This window comes from Burkholderia anthina (genome assembly GCF_001547525.1).
In the GTDB taxonomy this organism is placed as follows: Bacteria; Pseudomonadota; Gammaproteobacteria; order Burkholderiales; family Burkholderiaceae; genus Burkholderia; species Burkholderia semiarida.
The window spans coordinates 1,774,843-1,793,335 of record NZ_CM003768.1 but is presented as its reverse complement, the minus strand read 5'-3'; the positions used below and the strand labels follow the sequence as shown (position 1 = coordinate 1,793,335).

Sequence of the window (18,493 nt, the reverse complement as noted above, 5' to 3'; positions counted from 1 at the left end):
TCGATGACGGGATGGTCGACACGCGCCGATCGCGCGGTGCGCGTCGCCCATGAAGAAAGGCAGGCCGAGCGGCCTGCCTTTTTTGCATCAGCGCTGCGCGAATGCTCAGGACTGCGGCGGAATCACGAGCTTCTGGCCCGGGTAGATCCGGTCCGGGCTCGACAGCATCGGCTTGTTCGCCTCGAAGATCGCCGGGTACTTGTTCGCGTCGCCGTACACTTCCTTGGCGATCGCCGACAGCGTGTCGCCCGGCTTCACGTCGTGGTACCGCACCTGCGGATCGTCCGGCTGCAGGCCGTCGTCGTTGACGCCCGCGACACCCTGCACGTTGCCGGCCGCGACCTTGACCTTCGCCTTCGTGTCGAGATCGGCGACGCTGCCCGACAGCGTGACGGTGCGCGACGCGCCGTCGAACGCGACGGTCAGGTTCGACGTGTCGAGACCTTGCGAGTTGATGTAGTTCTTGATCGCATCGGCCGCGGTCTGGTTCGCGGCATTCGGATCTTCCGCTGCCTGTGCATCGGCGTGACCCAGCAGTTTTTCACCCGCCTCTTTAATAAACGAAAGAAGACCCATCGTTGCACTCCTTAGGTGGTTGAAAAGAAAACGCGCCGTGAAGTGGCGAAAAAAACACCGCGCTGGGTGCGGTCTCCGGAGGGAAACGCAGGCGCGGCGGTTTTCTCGAAAGGCGTGGCGAAAGTGTAGGCGTTCAACGCGACGATTGCATGAAAAATCGCACGCTCGAACGTAAAGAAATGTAATACGCGAAATCCGACAGGCGGACACCCGACGACGACGTCTGACCGACCAAGGCTTCCCCGGCGCCGCCGGGTGCCGCTGCGGACCCCACCACGCCGCTCTCAGCCCAGAGCGGCGTTTTTCGCCCCGTCCCGCATGCCGTTGGCGATGCAGGGCGGGGCGCCCCACCGTGATGCGCGTGTGCACCGCGCATCGATGCGACCGGCCGCGGCCGGATCGCAATCATTCGTCGCGCGCGTCCGCCATCGCAGCACAAACGCGCGTTGCTGCGGCCGCGTTACGCGGCCGGCGTCTGGCCGATCTCGAAGTTCGACATGATCTCGAGCGCGCGCACGAGTGCCGAGTGATCCCATGCCTTGCCGCCGTGCGACGCGCACACGCTGAACAACTGCTGCGCGCTCGCGGTGTGCGGCAGCGCGAGGCCGAGCTTGCGCGCGCCGTCGAGCGCGAGGTTCAGGTCCTTCTGGTGCAGCTCGATGCGAAAGCCCGGGTCGAACGTGCGCTTGGTCATGCGCGCGCCGTGCACTTCGAGGATGCGCGACGCGGCGAAGCCGCCCATCAGCGCCTGGCGCACGCGTTCCGGATCGGCGCCCGAACGCGCGGCGAACAGCAGCGCTTCGCCGACCGCTTCGATGTTCAGCGCGACGATGATCTGGTTCGCGACCTTGCAGGTCTGGCCAGCGCCGTTGTCGCCGACGAGCGTGATGTTCTTGCCCATCTTCTCGAACAGCGGCTTCGCGCGCTCGAACGCCTTCTCGGGGCCGCCGACCATGATCGTCAGCGTCGCCTCGCGCGCACCGACTTCGCCGCCGGACACCGGCGCGTCGAGGTAGTCGCAGCCGAGCGCGTTGATCTGCTTCGCGAATGCCTGCGTGTCGAGCGGCGAGATCGAGCTCATGTCGATCACGAGCTTGCCGGCGCTCAGGCCCTTCGCGACGCCGTCGTCGGCGAACAGCACGTTACGCACGTCCGGCGTGTCCGGCACCATCGAGATGATGATGTCCGCGTGCCGCGCGACTTCGGTCGAGTTCGCGACGACCTTGGCGCTGCCGCGCAGATCGTCCGGGATCGGAAACGCGCCGTTCACGACGAGTTGATGATCGCCCTTGAGCAGGTTGCGCGCCATGTGCGCGCCCATGATGCCGAGGCCGATGAAACCGATGGTTGCCATGTGAAAGTCTCCTGTGGGGCTGAAAACGGAAAGGGTGCGACTCAGGCGGCGCGACGCGCCGAGGCCGGTGCGCAACCGGCCACGCTTTGCAGCCAGCCGAGGCCTTCCGTCGTGGTGGTGCGGGGCTTGTATTCGCAGCCGACGTAGCCGGCATAGCCGAGCCGGTCGAGCAGCGCGAACAGGAACGCGTAGTTGATCTCGCCGGTGCCCGGTTCGTTGCGGCCCGGGTTGTCCGCGAGCTGGACGTGGCCGATCGACGCGAGGTTGCGTTCGATCGTCGCGGCGAGTTCGCCTTCCATGCGTTGCATGTGATAGATGTCGTACTGCAGGAACAGGTTGTCCGAGCCGACCGCGCGGATCACGTCGAGGCCTTCCGACGAGCGGTTCAGCGCGAAGCCCGGGATGTCGAAGCGGTTGCACGGCTCGACGAGCAGGCGGATGCCTTCGCGCTTCAGCGCATCGGCGGCGAAGCGCAGGTTGTCGACGATCGTCACGAACGTCTTGTCGCGCGCGGTGCTCGCCGACGGGATGCCGACCAGGCAGTTCAGCTGCGGCACCTTCAGCGTCTTCGCGTAGTCGATCGCCCGGCCGACCCCTTCCTGGAATTCGCCGACGCGATCGGGCAGGCACGCGATGCCGCGCTCGCCCTGGTCCCAGTTGCCGGCGGGCAGGTTGTGCAGCACGAGGCGCAGGCCGTGCGTCTCGAGCCGCTCGGCGAGTTCTTCTTTCGCGTACGGATACGGAAACAGGAACTCGACGGCGTCGAAGCCCGCGTCCGCGGCCGCCTTGAACCGGTCGAGGAACGGCACTTCGTTGAACAGCATGGTCAGGTTTGCAGCAAACTTCGGCATGAGCTAAGCCTCTTCGGTCGGTCAAAAATGTCGTGCGGTTCAGTCGAGCATCGAGATCGCGGTCGGTGCGTGCTCGGCCTTTTCGGCGAGCTCCTCGAATTCGTTGATCGCGTCGATCTCGGTGCCCATCGAGATGTTCGTCACGCGCTCGAGGATCACCTCGACGACCACCGGCACGCTGAACTCTTCCGCGAGCGTTTGCGCCTGACGCAGCGCCGGCTCGATCTCTTCCGGCTTGAACACGCGCAGCGCCTTGCAGCCGAGGCCTTCGGCAACCGCCACGTGGTCGACGCCATAGCCGTTCAGTTCGGGCGCGTTCACGTTGTCGAACGCGAGCTGCACGCAGTAGTCCATGTCGAACGCGCGCTGCGCCTGGCGGATCAGCCCGAGGTACGAGTTGTTCACGACGACGTGCACGTACGGCAGCTTGAATTGCGCGCCGGCCGCGAGCTCCTCGATCATGAACTGGAAGTCGTAGTCGCCGGACAGCGCGACGATCGGGCGGCTCGGGTCGGCCGCGCGCACGCCGAGCGCGGCGGGGATCGTCCAGCCGAGCGGGCCGGCCTGGCCGCAGTTGATCCAGTTGCGTGCCTTGAACACGTGCAGGAACTGCGCGGCGGCGATCTGCGACAGGCCGATCGTGCTGACGTAGCAGGTATCGCGGCCGAACACCTTGTTCATCTCTTCGTACACGCGCTGCGGCTTGACTGGCACGTTGTCGAAGTGCGTTTTGCGCTGCAGCGTGCGCTTGCGCGCCTGGCACTCGGACACCCACTCGCCGCGGTCCTTCAGCTTGCCGGCGGCCTTCCATTCCCGTGCGACCGCGACGAACAGCTCGAGGGCCGCCTTCGCGTCGGACACGATGCCGAGATCCGGGCCGAACACGCGGCCGATCTGCGTCGGCTCGATGTCGACGTGCACGAACTTGCGGCCCTTCGTGTAGACCTCGACGCTGCCCGTGTGGCGGTTCGCCCAGCGGTTGCCGATGCCGAGCACGAAGTCGGACGCGAGCATCGTCGCGTTGCCGTAGCGGTGCGACGTCTGCAGGCCGACCATGCCGGCCATCAGCGGGTGATCGTCGGGAATCGCGCCCCACGACATCAGCGTCGGGATCACCGGCACGCCGACCGTTTCGGCGAACTGCACGAGCAGGTCTTCGGCCGCCGCGTTGAGCACGCCGCCGCCCGACACGATCAGCGGCTTGTCCGCGTCGTTGAGCATCGCGAGCGCCTTCTCGATCTGCGCGCGGCTGGCCGCGGGCTTGTAGACCGGCAGCGGTTCGTACGTGTCGATGTCGAACTCGATTTCGGCGAGCTGCACGTCGATCGGCAGGTCGACCAGCACCGGGCCCGGGCGGCCCGAGCGCATCAGGTGGAACGCCTGCTGGAACACGCGCGGCACGAGCGCCGGTTCGCGCACGGTGACGGCCCACTTGGTGACCGGCTTCGCGATCGATTCGATGTCGACGGCCTGGAAGTCTTCCTTGTAAAGGCGCGCGCGCGGCGCCTGGCCCGTGATCGCGAGGATCGGAATCGAGTCGGCCGATGCGGAGTAGAGGCCGGTGATCATGTCGGTGCCGGCGGGGCCCGACGTGCCGATGCACACGCCGATGTTGCCCGGCGCCGCCCGCGTGAAGCCTTCGGCCATGTGCGATGCGCCCTCGACGTGGCGCGCGAGCACGTGGCTGATGCCGCCCGACTTGCGCATGGCCGAGTAGAACGGGTTGATCGCCGCGCCCGGCACACCGAACGCGGTCTGGATGCCTTCCTTCTCGAGCACGAGTACGGCTGCGTCGACGGCTCTCATCTTGGCCATGAATGTCTCCTTGAATATGGCGGATCGTGCGAATCGGTCTGTTGGGGACACTTTAGGGATGCAGGAAAGGTTTGATAAGATCAGCCGAAGTCGCTTATTTCGAAACTAAAAGTATGGAATGACGACCGGGCGGGCTTCCCGCCGGTGTCGGAGCCAAGACGGAGACGGGAGATGGACCGCTTCAAGCAGATCGAGACGTTCGTGCGCGTGGCCGATGCCGGCAGCCTCGCCGCGGCGGCGCTGGAGGAGGGCGTGTCGCCGGTGGTGCTGGGGCGGCGCATCGACGCGCTGGAGAAGCGCCTCGGCGTGAAGCTGATGTACCGCTCGACGCGGCGGCTGGTGGTCAGCGAGGAGGGCGCCGCGTTCCTCGAGCGCTGCCGCGGGCTGCTGTCCGAATGGGATCAGGCCGAGAACGAGCTGGCTGCCGGCCGGCGCGCGGTCAGCGGGCACCTGATCGTGTCGGCGCCGGCCGCGTTCGGCCGCAAGCACGTCGCGCCGCACGCGCCCGGCTTTCTGGCCGACAAGCCGGAGATGCAGCTGTCGTTCAATCTGACCGACCGCGTCGTCGATCTCGTGCGCGAAGGCTACGACCTGTCGATCCGGATCGGCGGCGCGGTCGATCCGAACTTCGTCGCGGTGAAGCTCGCATCGAACCGGCGCGTGGTGTGCGGCACGCCCGACTATTTCCGCCGGCACGGCCGGCCGAAATCGCTCGACGACCTGCTCAAGCACAACTGTCTCGCGTTCAACCTGCAGGGCGGGCAGAACCGCGGCTGGTATTTCCAGCGTCACGGCAAGATCGCGACGATGCGCGTGACCGGCAATCTCGACTGCAACGACGGCGAGCTGCTGCACCGCTGGGTGGCCGAGGGGCTCGGGCTCGGCTGGCGCTCGACGTGGGAGATCGCCGCGCAGCTCGAAACGGGCGAACTCGAGACCGTGCTCGACGAATACGCGCTGCCCGACTACGACATCCTCGCCGTCTACCCGCAGCAGCGCTACGTGCCGGCGCGCGTGCGTTACTTCATCGATTACCTGCGCGAAGCGTATGCGCGCCCCGGTTACTGGCGCACCACGCCGTAACGGCCGGCGCGCCCGGCCGCCTGCGATTTTTTTAGGCTGCATGCGTGCGGCGCGGGAATAAACTCGACGCAGCAGCGGTACGGTCATCGAGCGCGCACGTTGCCGGTCTGTCCGGGCGCCGGGCGCGGAACGGGCGCGGCGTCGGCCGCCGGGACCAGGGAGGCCATGTGGGGCAAGCCGGACAGGCGGTCGATGAGCGGGCGGCGGACGAGGCAGCCGCGCGCGGCGAGCGGTTTCGCACGCTCGTGCTGCCGCATCTCGACGCCGCGTACAACCTCGCGCGCTGGCTGAGCGGCAGCGCCGGCGATGCGGACGACGTCGTGCAGGACGCGTGCATGCGCGCGCTGCGCTTCGTCGATTCGTGTCGCGGCGACAACGCGCGGCCGTGGCTGCTGACGATCGTGCGCCACACCTGGTACACCGAATGGCGGCGGCGCACGCATGCGCACGAAGTGGCGCTGCCCGACACGCTCGACGACGCCGACGTGCCCGACGACTGGCAGCCGGCGACGGAGGACCCGCTCGCGCAGCTGCTGCGCGGCGAGAACGTGCGGCTCGTGAATGCGGCGCTCGCGAAGCTGCCGACCGAATACCGCGAGGTGCTCGTGCTGCGCGAGATGGAGGACCTGAGCTACCGCGAGATCGCGGCGATCGCGGACGTGCCGGTCGGCACGGTGATGTCGCGGCTCGCGCGCGGCCGGCGCAAGCTCGCCGCGCTGCTGGGCGCCGCGCCGGCGCCGACGACCGAAGGCCGGCCGGGCCGGACGCCGGCGGGCGGAACCGCATCGGAGGGTATCGATGGACTGTAACGAAGCGCGAGCGTTGCTGGACGCGGACGTCGACCGCGAGCTGTCGGCGCCCGATGCGTTGCGGGTCCAGCAGCATGTCGACGGGTGCGACGCGTGCCGCCGCGAACGCGCGCGGATCGTCACGCTGGTGCAGGCCGTGCGGCAGGCCGATTATCACCGCGCGCCGGACGCGCTGCGGGCGAGCATTCTTGCGAGCCTGCCGGCCGCGGCCGATGCGCGCGCCCGTGAGTCGTCGCCGGCCGAGCCGCGGCCCGAGCCCCGGTCACCGCCGCCGCGGCGGCCGCGCGGACGCGGCTGGTTTTCCTGGCTGAGCGGGCGTGGCGGGCCGGCGCGCCCGGGGCCGGCCGGCATCGGCCCGCGCGTGGCCGCGTTGCCGGGTCTCGGCTGGGGCGTCGCGTTGCTGATGGCGCTCGCGGCGGCGGGCGGAATGGCGTGGTCGGCCCGCCACGCCGACACCGAGCGAACGGTCGACGAACTCGTCGCGAGCCATGTACGGGCCGACCTGTCGGCGCGCGCCATCGACGTGATCTCGACCGACCGGCACACGGTCAAGCCGTGGTTCAACGGCCGGCTCGACTATGCGCCGCCGGTCGAGGATCTCGCGGCGAGCGGCTTCGCGCTGGTCGGCGGCCGGCTCGACTACGTCGGGCGGCGCCGCGTCGCGGTGCTCGTCTATCGCCACCGGCAGCACGTGGTCGACGTCTACGTGCAGCCGGTCGGCGAACGGCCGGCGGCCCCGTACACGACCGTGTCGCAGGGCTATGCGCTCGACCGCTGGAACGCGGCCGGGATGACGTGGTGGGCCGTGACCGACGCCGAGCCCTCGGCGCTCGCGGCGTTCCGGACGGCCCTCGGCGCGCGGCTTGCCGGCGCGCGCAGCGAATGACGGCGCGGCCGAGGGGCGGCGCACGCGTGTTCCGACCCCGGCCGTGGAAGGGCCGGATGTCGGCCGCGGCCGCCCGCATGCCTGCTCAAGTCTTTGAAAACACGGCCGAATCCGTCTGCCGATCGTCGATTGGCCTTGCATGCGCCCCGTAACCGGGTTAGAATCTTCGGCTTCTCACTTGCCACACCGGTTCAGACGCCCGGGTGGCTTTAATCCACAAGGAGTGTGTAATGCGTCATTACGAAATCGTATTCATCGTGCACCCGGATCAAAGCGAGCAAGTGCCCGCGATGATCGAGCGCTACAAGTCCACGATCACGTCGCACGGCGGCCAGATCCACCGTGTCGAAGACTGGGGCCGTCGCCAGCTGGCCTACATGATCGAGAAACTCGCGAAGGCTCACTACGTCTGCATGAACATCGAGTGCGACCAGACGACGCTCGACGAACTCGAACACGCGTTCAAGTTCAACGACGCCGTGCTGCGTCACCTCATCGTCAAGATGAAGAAGGCCGAAACCGGCCCGTCGCCGATGATGAAGGAAGTTCAGCGCGAAGAAGCCAAGAAGGCGGCTGCTGCTCAGCCGGCCGAAGCGCAGGCTTAAGTTCGTCACTTATTAAGCCATCAAGGAGCGCGCCACTCACGTGAACAGGTTGCAATTGACGGCGAGCGTCGTCGAACGCGCACCGGTGCGATATACGCCGGCCGGTGTTCCGATCGCAAGCGCCACATTGCATCACCGCACGGAAGTCGTCGAAGCAGGCATTCCCCGTCAGGTCGAAATGACGATCGAGGCGGTGGCGGCCGGTGAGGCGAGCGGCAAGCTGGAAAGTCGTGAAATGGGCGTCGAAACGCTGTTCACGGGCTTTCTGGCCAAGAAAAGCCGCAACGCGAGAACCTTGGTGTTTCACATCACTGCATTGCAGGACACAGGAAAGGACTGAAATCATGGCCCGCCCGACTGGTAAGAAATTCGACAAGCGTCGTCAGCAACAAAACCCGCTCTTCAAGCGCAAGAAGTTCTGCCGTTTCACGGCTGCAGGCGTCGAGCAGATCGACTACAAGGACACGGAAACGCTGAAGGACTTCATCGGCGAAAACGGCAAGATCACGCCGGCTCGTCTGACGGGTACGAAGGCGCACTATCAGCGTCAGCTGGATACGGCCATCAAGCGTGCGCGTTTCCTCGCGCTGCTGCCGTACACCGATCAGCACAAGGCGTAATCAGGCGACGCAATAAGGAGAATTCGAATGCAAATCATTCTGTTGGAAAAAGTCGCCAATCTGGGCAACCTCGGCGATATCGTCAAGGTCAAGGACGGTTACGCTCGCAACTTCCTGATCCCGAACCGCAAGGCTCGCCGTGCAACGAAGGAAGCGATCGCCGAATTCGAAGTGCGCCGCGCTGAACTCGAAAAGATCGCCGCTGAAAAGCTGGCGGCGGCTCAGGCAGTCGGCGAGAAGCTGAACGGCCAGTCGTTCGAAATCACGCAGAAGTCGGGCGTCGACGGCCGTCTGTTCGGCTCGGTCACGAACGGCGACGTCGCGGAACTGCTGAAGAAGGCAGGCTACGAAGTCGAGAAGCTGCAAGTGCGCATGCCGGAAGGCCCGCTGAAGATGATCGGCGAGCACAACGTGCAAGTCGCGCTGCACACGGACGTCGTCGTCGACGTCACGATCAACGTGATCGGCGACCACGCGTAAGCGTATGCAAGCTTGCCGGGCGGCTTCCGTCGTCCGGACAAGGGCAGGCGCCCGGGCAACCGGGGCCTGCCTTTTTTATTGCCCGATCGCCGGCACGCGGTGGTAGCGCTGCCGCCATCTATTCGCGATAATCCCAACCCATGAACGCGCCGCAAGATCCCCAAATCGAATCGCTGAAAGTCCCGCCGCATTCGGTCGAAGCCGAGCAGTCGGTGCTCGGCGGCCTGTTGCTCGACAACGCGGCATGGGACCGGATTGCCGATTTCCTGTCGCAGGGCGACTTCTACCGCTACGACCACCGGATCATCTACGAGCACATCGGCCGCCTGATCGCGTCGACGCGCCCGGCCGACGTCGTGACCGTGTACGAAGCGCTGACCACGTCCGGCAAGGCCGACGACGTCGGCGGGCTCGCGTACCTGAACGCGCTCGCGCAGAACACGCCGAGCGCGGCGAACATCCGCCGCTACGCGGAAATCGTGCGTGATCGCGCGGTGCTGCGCCGGCTGGTGTCGGTCGCCGACGAGATCTCGGCCGACGCCTTCAATCCGCAGGGCAAGGAAGTCCGCCAACTGCTCGACGAGGCCGAATCGAAGGTGTTCTCGATCGCCGAGGAGGGCGCGCGCGGCAACCAGGGTTTCCTCGAGATCGGCCCGCTGCTCACCCAGGTGGTCGAGCGCATCGATACGCTGTACCACACCGCGAACCCGAGCGACGTCACCGGCACGCCGACCGGCTTCGTCGACCTCGACCGGATGACGTCCGGGATGCACGGCGGCGAGCTGATCATCGTGGCCGGAAGACCGTCGATGGGTAAGGCCCAGCCGCTCGATGCGCGCGTCAGGACGCTGACGGGCTGGAAGCCGATGGGTGAGCTGGCGGTCGGTGATGCACTTGCTTCGGTCGACGGCGCAGCGTCGATCGTGACCGGGATCTACCCGCAGGGCGAGCGCCAGGTGTATCGGGTCCGCTTTTCGGACGGGCGTTCGGCCGAATGCTGCGACGAGCACCTGTGGTGCGTCCATTTTCGTGAGTGGGAAAAGCCGCGCGTACTGTCGACCGCGGAGATTCGCACGTTGCTGACGCGCGAACGCTACCGGAACCGGCTGTGGATCGATATGCCGAGCGGCGAGTTCGGTCATCGCGAGGTGCTGCCGATCGATCCGTGGGTGCTCGGCGCGCTGCTGGGCGACGGTGCGCTCGGCGGGACTGCCGTGCGTTTCAGCGTGAAGGCCGAGGAAACGTTGAGCCGGATGCGCGCGCGCGTCGACGCGTCGCTCGAGCTCGAATACGCGGGCCAGTACGACTGGCGGATCAAGCGCCGGCCGTCGACGGCCGTGGAAGCCCGGTCGTCCGCCAACCCGCTCATGGCTGCTCTCGAGCAGCTCGGTGTGTGGGGGAGGACGAGCTACGACAAGTTCATCCCGCGCCTCTACCTCGATGCGGACAAGGACGCGCGGCTGGATTTGTTGCGCGGGCTGCTCGACACGGACGGCTGGGTCGAAGCGTGGGGGACGGTGCGTTATTCGACCGCCAGTGCGCAGTTGGCGAGCGATGTGCGCGAACTGGCGCGTTCGCTCGGTGCATGGTGCCAGATTGCCGAAAAGGCGACGAGCTTCACGGTCGACGGCGAACGCGAGGCCGGTGCGACGGCTTACGTTTGCACGATCAGTCATCCGGATCCGCAGAGCCTGTTCCTGTTCCAGGGCAAGCGCGACCGGCTGACGGGCGGGCGTGTGCGCCGCAAGATGCCGGTCATCGTCGGCATCGAGCCGACGCGCCGGACGGCCACGCAATGCATTTCGGTCTCGCATCCGTCGCGGCTGTACGTGACCGACGATTACGTCGTGACCCACAATACGGCCTTCTCCATGAACATCGGCGAATACGTCGCGGTCGAGTACGGGTTGCCGGTCGCGGTGTTCTCGATGGAAATGCCGGGCACCCAGCTCGTGATGCGTATGCTCGGTTCGATCGGCCGGCTCGACCAGCACCGGATGCGTACCGGCCGCCTGACGGACGAGGATTGGCCGAAGCTGACGCACGCGGTGCAGAAGATGAGCGAGGCGCAGCTCTTCATCGACGAGACGGGCGGCCTGAATCCGATGGAATTGCGCTCGCGCGCGCGGCGCCTCGCGCGACAATGCGGCAAGCTCGGCCTGATCATCGTCGACTACCTGCAGCTGATGTCGGGTTCGTCGCAGGGCGAGAACCGCGCGACCGAAATTTCGGAAATCTCGCGATCGCTGAAGAGCCTCGCGAAGGAGCTCGACGTGCCGGTGATCGCGCTGTCGCAGCTGAACCGCGGCCTCGAACAGCGCCCGAACAAGCGGCCGGTGATGTCGGATTTGCGCGAATCGGGCGCAATCGAACAGGATGCGGATGTGATCCTGTTCATTTATCGAGATGAGGTCTACAATCCCGACAGCCCTGACAAGGGGACGGCCGAAATCATCATCGGCAAGCAGCGTAACGGCCCGATCGGGCCCGTTCGGCTCACGTTCCTGGGGCAATACACGAAGTTCGACAATTTTGCCGGGGCGCAGACTTTCTACGGCGAGTAAAGCCGGTTGTAAACACCTATTTCGCCAAATGTTGTATCCAATCCCGGCGTGCGCATATGCGCACGTCGCGTCGCGACCGGAACCGGTACAATGTCGCCCGTTTTCGTGACAGTAGTTTGACAATCTCTCAGGAATCCCATGTTCGGTCGATTCATGCCCACCGAGGGCAAGTTCTTTGAACTCTTCAACTCGCACGCGAAGCACATCGTTTCCGGTGGCCGCGAGCTCGAACTGCTGATCGACAATCTCGTCGACGCCGAGATTCACAAGCAAAACGTGCAAATCGCCGAGAAGGCCGCCGACAAGCTCACGCACGAGGCGATCGATCTGCTGCACAAGACCTTCATCACGCCGCTCGATCGTGACGAGATCCACAAGCTGATCACGACGATGGACGACATCCTCGACCTGATGGAGGACGTCGCGACGGCCGTGTCGCTGTACGACGTGCAGTCCGTCACGTCCGAGGCGAGCCAGCTCGCGCATATCGTCACGCAGTCGGCGCAACACGTGCAGCAGGCCGTCGGCCTGCTGTCCGACATGAAGCAGTCGGCGCAGATCCTCAAGCAGTGCGAGGAAATCGATCGCTGGGAGTCGGAAGCCGACCGCGTGCTGCGCGCGGCGATGTCGAAGCTGTTCCGCGAGGAAGACGACGTGAAGACGCTCATCAAGCTGAAGGCGATCTACGAGCTGCTGGAAGAGATCACCGACAAGTGCGAGGACGTCGCGAACATCATCGAAGGCATCGTGCTGGAAAACGCCTGAGCGGACCACATGCATTCGATACAACTCGCCCTATGGATGGTCGCGACGCTCGTGCTCGTCGCGCTCGTATTCGACTTCATGAACGGCTTTCACGACGCGGCGAACTCGATCGCCACCGTCGTGTCGACCGGGGTGCTGAAGCCCCAGCAGGCCGTGGTGTTCGCGGCCGCGTTCAACGTGATCGCGTATTTCATCTTCCACCTGAAAGTCGCGCAGACCGTCGGTAAAGGCACGATCGATCCCGAGATCGTCGACCACTACGTCGTGTTCGGCGCGCTGGTCGGCGCGATCGGCTGGAACGTGATCACGTGGTACTACGGGATTCCGTCGAGCTCGTCGCACGCGCTGATCGGCGGCCTCGTCGGCGCGGCGCTCGCGAAGTCGGGCTGGAGCTCGCTGAACATCGACGGGCTGCTGAAGACGATCGCGTTCATCTTCATTTCGCCGCTGCTCGGCTTCATCCTCGGTTCGCTGTTCATGCTCGGCGTGTCGTGGCTGTATTTCCGTACCGCGCCCAGCAAGGTCGACCGGCGCTTCCGCCGGCTGCAGCTGCTGTCGGCGGGGCTGTACAGCCTGGGCCACGGCGGCAACGACGCACAGAAGACGATCGGTATCATCTGGATGCTGCTGATCGCGAGCGGCTACGCGTCGGCCACCGCCGATGCGCCGCCGGCGTGGGTGATCGGCGCGTGCTACCTGTCGATGGGCCTCGGCACGCTGTTCGGCGGCTGGCGCATCGTGCGCACGATGGGCCAGAAGATCACGAAGCTCAAGCCGGTCGGCGGCTTCTGCGCGGAAAGCGGTGGGGCAATCACGCTGTTCGTCGCATCGTTCCTCGGCATTCCCGTGTCGACCACGCACACGATTACCGGTGCGATCGTCGGTGTCGGCGCGACGCAGAAGCTGTCGGCCGTGCGCTGGGGCGTCGCCGGCAACATCGTGTGGGCGTGGGTGCTGACGTTGCCGGCGGCCGCGCTGTTCGCGGCTGGCGGCTGGTGGCTCGGGCATCAGATCTTCTGATCGCCGACACTACCTGATCGACGCGAAATGCGCCGCAGGCCGAAAGGCCGCGGCGCATTTTCTTTTGGAGGCCAGCGGAGCATGTTGTCGACGTCGTCGACGGTCGCGGTTCGAGCAACGGCTCAGTAGCTGCCGTTCGCGAACCGCGCGATCGGATCGTCTGCCGTACTGGTGCGCGGGCTGATGGGCGCGGATTGCGTCGACGCACGCAACACCTGCACGGGCTCGACGGTGCGTGGCGGCGTGCCGGGGGCGGGCGGAGGCTCGGCATCGAAGGCGGCGGCCTGGGCGGCCGTCAGGGCGGTCGTCGGAATCTGCGTGCCGACTTCCGCCGGGGCGGTCGGTGCTGCGTTGGCCGTCATCGCGGTCGCGCTGTCATTCACCGACGTGGCTTGCTGCTGGGCCGCCTGCATCCGCGGTGGCGGCGGTTCATACGGATCGGCGGCCGGTGCTGCCGGTGCGGTTGCGGTGGCCGTCACGACCGGCGTGGTCGGAATGGCCGACGCTGGAGCCGGCGCCTGCGTCGCTCTTGCTTGTGAAGACGCATACGCCGCCGGCTGTCGCGGCGCGGCGGCAGCCGTCACGACCGCCGGAGCAGCCGCCAGCGCCGGCGGATTGCGCGGCTCGTCGCGCTTGGCCTCGTAGGTCGGCGCATCGAACGGCGTCGGTGCGGAGCGCGGCGGCGCGACGCGGCGAATGCCGTCGAAGCGCTTCGCCCAGTACGGGTTCGTCAGGTAGTCGAGCCGCACGGTGCCGCCCGTCGACGGTGCGTTGACGAAGCGCAGCTTGCCGACATAGATGCCGACGTGCGAATGCGGCCGCCCGGTCGTATTGAAGAAGATCAGGTCGCCCGGCGCGATCTCGTCGGGCTCGATCGACACGCCGCGGCTGCTCATGTCGGCGGTCGTGCGCGGCAGGTTCACGTCGGCCGCGCGGCCGATCACGTAGCGCACGAGCCCGCTGCAGTCGAAGCCGCTCGCCGGCGTGTTGCCGCCCCAGCGATACGGGACGCCGACGAGGCTCATCGCCTGGATCGAGATTTCTTCCTGGCCGACGCTGTGATCGACGAATTTGGGGAAATTGGCCGGCGCCGGGAACGCACGCGGCGTCGTGATCTTCATGCCCGACGCGGAACGCGATGCCGATTGCGGCGGCACGCTGGAGCAGGCCGCAAGCAGGGAGACGACGGCGACGGGAACCCAGATTCGAAGCATGGCAAGGCGGGCGAGCGGTGCACTCGCGAATCGTATGACAACAGACAGACCCGATGGTAGACGCTCCGGCGGGGCTTAAGCAACCATTCTTGAGAATTTACTTGAAGTTTCGCGCGTAAACTGCATGGTTGCGTGACGACGCGTTACCTTCGTCTTCGACCCCAAATAAAAACGGCGCTCCGGAAACGGAGCGCCGCGTGGCGTCGACAGCCGGCCGATCGGCCGGCCAGCGCGTTACAGAATGTCCGACGCGTAGTCGGCGAGCCGCGAGCGTTCGCCGCGCGCGAGCGTCACGTGGCCGCTGTGGCCCCAGCCCTTGAAGCGGTCGACGACGTAGGTCAGGCCCGAGCTGCCCTCGGTCAGATAGGGCGTGTCGATTTGCGCGATGTTGCCCAGGCACACGATCTTCGTGCCGGGGCCCGCGCGCGTGACGAGCGTCTTCATCTGCTTCGGCGTCAGGTTCTGCGCCTCGTCGATGATCAGGTACTTGTCGACGAACGTGCGGCCGCGCATGAAGTTCATGCTCTTCACCTTCAGGCGCGAACGGATCAGCTCCTGCGTCGCGGCACGGCCCCATTCGCCGGCCGCGTCGTCGGTCTTCTGCAGCACTTCGAGGTTGTCGTCGAATGCGCCCATCCACGGCTGCATCTTTTCTTCCTCGGTGCCGGGCAGGAAACCGATGTCCTCGCCGACGGGCACGGTCGCGCGCGTCACGATGATCTCGTTGTAGCGCTTGTCGTCGAGCACCTGCGCGAGGCCGGCCGCGAGCGCGACGAGCGTCTTGCCGGTGCCGGCCTGGCCGAGCAGCGTGACGAAGTCGATCTCGGGGTTCATCAGCAGGTTCAGCGCGAAGTTCTGCTCGCGATTGCGCGCGGTGATGCCCCACACGTTGTTCTTGTGGTGGCTGTAGTCGCGCAGTGTCTGCAGCAGCGCCGTCTTGCCGTTCAGCTCGCGGACGATCGCGTGGAACGTCGGCTCGCCGTTCTGCGGCTCGAGATAGACGAACTCGTTGACGAGCATCGACGCGACGAGCGGGCCGGTCACGCGGTAGTACGTGGTGCCCGTCTTCGTGTCCTGCCAGCTCTCCATGCCCTTCGCATGCTTGGTCCAGAAGTCCTGCGGCAGTTCGCGCACGCCGTTGTACAGGAGATCCGAATCCTCGAGCACCTGGTCGTTGAAGTAGTCTTCCGCAGGCAGGCCGAGCGCGTGCGCCTTGATCCGCATGTTGATGTCTTTCGACACCAGCACGACCTGGCGGTCGGGCCGGTCGCGCTGCAGCGCGCGCACGACGCCGAGGATCTGATTGTCGGCCTTGCCTTCGGGCAAACCTTCCACCGGCGCGATATCGGCCAGCTTCGTCTGGAAGTACAGGCGGCCGAGCGCGTCGCGGCTGCCGAGGCGCGACAGCGGGATGCCGGCCGAGATCGGGCCGCCGTCGGCGACGAGCGCGTCGAGCGTGCGGCTGACCTGGCGCGCGTTGCGTGCGACTTCGGACATCCCCTTCTTGTGGTTGTCGAGTTCCTCGAGCGTCATCATCGGCAGATAGACGTCGTGTTCCTCGAAGCGGAAGAGGCTGCTCGGGTCGTGCATCAGCACGTTGGTGTCGAGCACGAACAGCTTCTGCAGTTCGGCGTCGGCGGGCTTGCGGCTGCGCGACTTCGTCGCGGCGCCGGCATCGCGCGCGGGTGCCGCGGCCGCTCCGCCAGACTTGTCGGCGGCCGGCTTGTCGTTGCGTGCCACGACGGGCGCCGCGGGTTCGGCGGGCGCCGGCATCGGCTGCAGCAGCGCGGCCGTCTGCCTGGTCTTGCGGCCGCGCGCGGGCGCGCTCGGGGCATCGGGCGCCGAAGACGCGACGGCGCGCAGCGGCGCGGCCGTGTTCGCTGCTTCGATCATCGGTTGGGCCACGCTGGCCGGACCATAGTCACCGGCTGTGGATGCGTCCCCTTCGGCGGATTTCTTCGCGGCTTTCGCGGGCCGCGCTTTCGCCTTGTATTCGTCGGGCGGCAGCAGGCTGCCGAGCTTGCTGGGGGGAGTAGGCAAAGGCATGGTGTCCCTCGGGAGGAATCGTGTCGCATGACGTGCGCCGCTGATCGCATCCTGCGTGACGTAGACGCATGCAGTTTGCGCGCGGTGGCGCACAGGAATTTCGTCTAGCCGGTTCGCCTAAGTGTCGATCAGCTCCTCGATGCGGTAAGGGCCGGACCGGGGAGGGCCGGCGCGCGTTCCATAAAAAAAGCCGCTGCCCCGTCGACAGGGACATGCGGCTCGGCTGATGCCGTCGTGATGCGCGTCAGGTGCCGGCAAGCATCGCAACGGGCACCGGCGCAGCTACGAGAAATATGGGGCGAACTGGCATTCATTGCGGCCCAATATAACGCGCCTCAAAGCGCTTGTACAGCCTTTAGCACGTCGTCCACGTGACCCGGTACCTTGATGCCGCGCCATGCGTGGCGAAGCACGCCGTCCGCGTCGATCAGGAACGTCGAGCGCTCGATTCCGCGCACTTCCTTGCCATACATTTTCTTCATCTTGATGACATCGAACAACGCGCACAGCGCTTCGTCGGCATCGGAGATCAGCGGGAACGGCAGTTCGAGCTTGGCCTTGAAGTTGTCGTGCGAGCGCAGGCTGTCGCGCGACACGCCGATGACTTCCGCACCGGCTTTCTTGAACTTCGGATAGAGATCGCGGAACTGCAGCCCTTCGGTCGTGCAGCCCGGCGTGTTGTCCTTCGGATAGAAGTACAGCACGAGCTTCTTGCCCTTCAGGTCGGACAGCGAAATGTCGCCGCCCGTGGCCGGTGCGGTGAAATCGGGAACTTGACGGTCAACTTCGACAGACACGTGTTTCTCCTGTTGTTATGGAAGGGCGCCGCTGCGGCGGCGCGGTTCGGCGGGGCGTCGCGGCAACGCGCCGCGAGGGCGGGAGCGGCGACGCCGGCTCGCGCGCGAACTCAGTCGGGCTGGACGATCAGTTCGCCGGAGCGGCCGGGGATTTCGCCCCACGCGACAGGGTACGATGGCAGCGAGTCGCGGTCCAGCGTCGCGTGGTAGTCGCCCATCGTCGCAAACGTGTGGCCTTGCGCACGCCAGCCGGCGAGCAGGTGTTCGAACACGGGCGCGAGCTTCTGGCCTTCCAGTTCCGCATGCAGCGTGAACACCTGGTCGTGCGGATTGGCTTCGGTGAACTTGAGGATGTGCGCGGCGACGTTGTGCGTGTCGATGCCGTCGACGCCGAGCACTTCGTCGAGCGTCGGCAGCGTGGTCGGCATCTGCACGTGCGACAGCGTGCGGCCGCCGACGACGGGCAGGTACGGCGAGTGGCCGCGACCGTCGGATGCGTAGCGCATCCCCCACGCGTCGATCTGCTCGAACGCGGAATCGTTCATCTGCCAGCCGGCCGCGCCGTGCGTGACGGGCGGCGCGCCGAAGATCTCGATGAAGCGCGCGTGGCTCTTCTGCATTTCACGCGCGGTCCAGTCGCGATCGCGCACGCGCACGTTGTCCTGCCAGACCACGTGATCCCACGTGTGGATCCCGCATTCGAAGCCGGCCTCGTGAATCGCGCGCATGTCGGCGATCGCGCGGCGGCCGATGTCGGGGCCGGGCAGCAGCACGCCGTACATCAGCTGCTTCACGCCGTAGTGTTCGACGACCGACGTGCGCGACACCTTCTTCAGGAAGCCCGGGCGGAACACGCGCCGCAGCGCCCAGCCCGTGTGATCGGGCCCGAGGCTGAAGAGGAAGGTCGCGCGCGCATTGAAGCGATCGAAGATGCGCGCGAGGTTCGGCACGCCTTCGCGTGTGCCGCGCAGCGTGTCGACGTCGATCTTGAGGACGATGCGAGCCAAG

At 66.3% G+C, this 18,493-nt stretch carries 18 protein-coding genes and 1 pseudogene; 11 read left to right on the top strand and 8 right to left on the bottom strand.

The window, feature by feature from the left end; translation table 11 throughout:
* Nucleotides 1-105 precede the first annotated feature (105 nt).
* The 4 genes from lysM to gcl all read right to left on the bottom strand — a co-directional run bounded on the left by lysM (nucleotide 106) and on the right by gcl (nucleotide 4,596).
* Nucleotides 106-576 (bottom strand): peptidoglycan-binding protein LysM, encoded by a 471-nt coding sequence (gene lysM, locus WS64_RS08240; protein WP_060966212.1) that lies wholly within the window; start codon nucleotides 574-576, stop codon nucleotides 106-108.
* Nucleotides 577-1,036: 460 nt separating this feature from the next.
* Entirely contained in the window at nucleotides 1,037-1,930 is an 894-nt protein-coding gene (locus WS64_RS08235) for a 2-hydroxy-3-oxopropionate reductase (RefSeq protein WP_059585257.1), read from the bottom strand.
* A gap of 41 nt (nucleotides 1,931-1,971) precedes the next feature.
* Nucleotides 1,972-2,781: a hydroxypyruvate isomerase gene (hyi, locus tag WS64_RS08230; RefSeq protein WP_059585258.1), complete on the bottom strand. Its 810-nt coding sequence runs from the start codon at nucleotides 2,779-2,781 to the stop codon at nucleotides 1,972-1,974.
* Nucleotides 2,782-2,820: 39 nt separating this feature from the next.
* Nucleotides 2,821-4,596, bottom strand: coding sequence for a glyoxylate carboligase (gene gcl, locus WS64_RS08225; protein ID WP_060966211.1), 1,776 nt, complete (start codon nucleotides 4,594-4,596; stop codon nucleotides 2,821-2,823).
* A 171-nt stretch (nucleotides 4,597-4,767) separates the two neighbouring features.
* Between gcl and WS64_RS08220 the strand changes: the two genes are divergently transcribed.
* From WS64_RS08220 to WS64_RS08175, 10 genes are all read left to right on the top strand, one after another.
* Nucleotides 4,768-5,679, top strand: a complete 912-nt coding sequence (locus tag WS64_RS08220) for a LysR family transcriptional regulator (protein ID WP_059645602.1) — start codon at nucleotides 4,768-4,770, stop codon at nucleotides 5,677-5,679.
* 167 nt (nucleotides 5,680-5,846) lie between these two features.
* Entirely contained in the window at nucleotides 5,847-6,488 is a 642-nt protein-coding gene (locus WS64_RS08215; RefSeq protein ID WP_060966210.1) for an RNA polymerase sigma factor, read from the top strand.
* On the top strand, nucleotides 6,478-7,374 hold the full coding sequence (locus WS64_RS08210) for an anti-sigma factor family protein (protein WP_060966209.1): 897 nt from the start codon (nucleotides 6,478-6,480) through the stop codon (nucleotides 7,372-7,374). The genes WS64_RS08215 and WS64_RS08210 overlap by 11 nt, the downstream gene beginning before the upstream one ends.
* A gap of 230 nt (nucleotides 7,375-7,604) precedes the next feature.
* Nucleotides 7,605-7,979 carry a 30S ribosomal protein S6 gene (rpsF, locus tag WS64_RS08205; protein WP_006486255.1) on the top strand — a complete coding sequence of 125 codons (375 nt, stop codon included), beginning with the start codon at nucleotides 7,605-7,607 and terminating at the stop codon, nucleotides 7,977-7,979.
* A gap of 40 nt (nucleotides 7,980-8,019) precedes the next feature.
* Nucleotides 8,020-8,319, top strand: a complete 300-nt coding sequence (priB, locus tag WS64_RS08200; protein ID WP_011549649.1) for a primosomal replication protein N — start codon at nucleotides 8,020-8,022, stop codon at nucleotides 8,317-8,319.
* Nucleotides 8,320-8,323: 4 nt separating this feature from the next.
* Nucleotides 8,324-8,599: a 30S ribosomal protein S18 gene (gene rpsR, locus WS64_RS08195; RefSeq protein ID WP_004193360.1), complete on the top strand. Its 276-nt coding sequence runs from the start codon at nucleotides 8,324-8,326 to the stop codon at nucleotides 8,597-8,599.
* Nucleotides 8,600-8,626: 27 nt separating this feature from the next.
* A complete protein-coding gene (gene rplI, locus WS64_RS08190) occupies nucleotides 8,627-9,079 on the top strand; it encodes a 50S ribosomal protein L9 (protein WP_059645611.1) in 453 nt (150 codons plus the stop codon).
* A 140-nt stretch (nucleotides 9,080-9,219) separates the two neighbouring features.
* Nucleotides 9,220-11,643: a replicative DNA helicase gene (dnaB, locus tag WS64_RS08185; protein WP_060966208.1), complete on the top strand. Its 2,424-nt coding sequence runs from the start codon at nucleotides 9,220-9,222 to the stop codon at nucleotides 11,641-11,643.
* Nucleotides 11,644-11,781: 138 nt separating this feature from the next.
* Nucleotides 11,782-12,408 (top strand): DUF47 domain-containing protein, encoded by a 627-nt coding sequence (locus WS64_RS08180; RefSeq protein WP_059585264.1) that lies wholly within the window; start codon nucleotides 11,782-11,784, stop codon nucleotides 12,406-12,408.
* Between the two features lie 9 nt (nucleotides 12,409-12,417).
* Entirely contained in the window at nucleotides 12,418-13,428 is a 1,011-nt protein-coding gene (locus tag WS64_RS08175; RefSeq protein WP_059585265.1) for an inorganic phosphate transporter, read from the top strand.
* Between the two features lie 122 nt (nucleotides 13,429-13,550).
* On the opposite strand, the gene WS64_RS08170 is transcribed toward WS64_RS08175, so the two are convergent.
* Both WS64_RS08170 and WS64_RS08165 read right to left on the bottom strand, forming a co-directional pair.
* On the bottom strand, nucleotides 13,551-14,642 hold the full coding sequence (locus tag WS64_RS08170; protein ID WP_060966207.1) for a C40 family peptidase: 1,092 nt from the start codon (nucleotides 14,640-14,642) through the stop codon (nucleotides 13,551-13,553).
* Nucleotides 14,643-14,876: 234 nt separating this feature from the next.
* Entirely contained in the window at nucleotides 14,877-16,688 is a 1,812-nt protein-coding gene (locus WS64_RS08165; protein WP_059645620.1) for a PhoH family protein, read from the bottom strand.
* On the opposite strand from WS64_RS08165, the pseudogene WS64_RS35195 reads away from it, so the two are divergent.
* Nucleotides 16,584-16,825, top strand: a pseudogene (locus tag WS64_RS35195) (hypothetical protein); the annotation flags it as partial. The gene WS64_RS08165 and the pseudogene WS64_RS35195 overlap by 105 nt on opposite strands.
* 198 nt (nucleotides 16,826-17,023) lie before the next feature.
* Here WS64_RS35195 and WS64_RS08160 read toward each other — a convergent pair.
* Nucleotides 17,024-17,485 (bottom strand): peroxiredoxin, encoded by a 462-nt coding sequence (locus tag WS64_RS08160; RefSeq protein WP_059645625.1) that lies wholly within the window; start codon nucleotides 17,483-17,485, stop codon nucleotides 17,024-17,026.
* A gap of 110 nt (nucleotides 17,486-17,595) precedes the next feature.
* Nucleotides 17,596-18,492: a polysaccharide deacetylase family protein gene (locus WS64_RS08155; RefSeq protein ID WP_060966206.1), complete on the bottom strand. Its 897-nt coding sequence runs from the start codon at nucleotides 18,490-18,492 to the stop codon at nucleotides 17,596-17,598.
* Nucleotide 18,493 lies beyond the last annotated feature (1 nt).

Coding starts and splice junctions, on each gene's coding strand:
- rplI (WP_059645611.1), top strand. CDS start 8,627: ATGCAAATCATTCTGTTGGAAAAAGTCGCCAATCTGGGCAACCTCGGC.
- WS64_RS08165 (WP_059645620.1), bottom strand. CDS start 16,688: ATGCCTTTGCCTACTCCCCCCAGCAAGCTCGGCAGCCTGCTGCCGCCC.
- dnaB (WP_060966208.1), top strand. CDS start 9,220: ATGAACGCGCCGCAAGATCCCCAAATCGAATCGCTGAAAGTCCCGCCG.
- WS64_RS08170 (WP_060966207.1), bottom strand. CDS start 14,642: ATGCTTCGAATCTGGGTTCCCGTCGCCGTCGTCTCCCTGCTTGCGGCC.
- rpsR (WP_004193360.1), top strand. CDS start 8,324: ATGGCCCGCCCGACTGGTAAGAAATTCGACAAGCGTCGTCAGCAACAA.
- WS64_RS08175 (WP_059585265.1), top strand. CDS start 12,418: ATGCATTCGATACAACTCGCCCTATGGATGGTCGCGACGCTCGTGCTC.
- hyi (WP_059585258.1), bottom strand. CDS start 2,781: ATGCCGAAGTTTGCTGCAAACCTGACCATGCTGTTCAACGAAGTGCCG.
- WS64_RS08210 (WP_060966209.1), top strand. CDS start 6,478: ATGGACTGTAACGAAGCGCGAGCGTTGCTGGACGCGGACGTCGACCGC.
- lysM (WP_060966212.1), bottom strand. CDS start 576: ATGGGTCTTCTTTCGTTTATTAAAGAGGCGGGTGAAAAACTGCTGGGT.
- WS64_RS08220 (WP_059645602.1), top strand. CDS start 4,768: ATGGACCGCTTCAAGCAGATCGAGACGTTCGTGCGCGTGGCCGATGCC.
- rpsF (WP_006486255.1), top strand. CDS start 7,605: ATGCGTCATTACGAAATCGTATTCATCGTGCACCCGGATCAAAGCGAG.
- WS64_RS08235 (WP_059585257.1), bottom strand. CDS start 1,930: ATGGCAACCATCGGTTTCATCGGCCTCGGCATCATGGGCGCGCACATG.
- gcl (WP_060966211.1), bottom strand. CDS start 4,596: ATGGCCAAGATGAGAGCCGTCGACGCAGCCGTACTCGTGCTCGAGAAG.
- WS64_RS08180 (WP_059585264.1), top strand. CDS start 11,782: ATGTTCGGTCGATTCATGCCCACCGAGGGCAAGTTCTTTGAACTCTTC.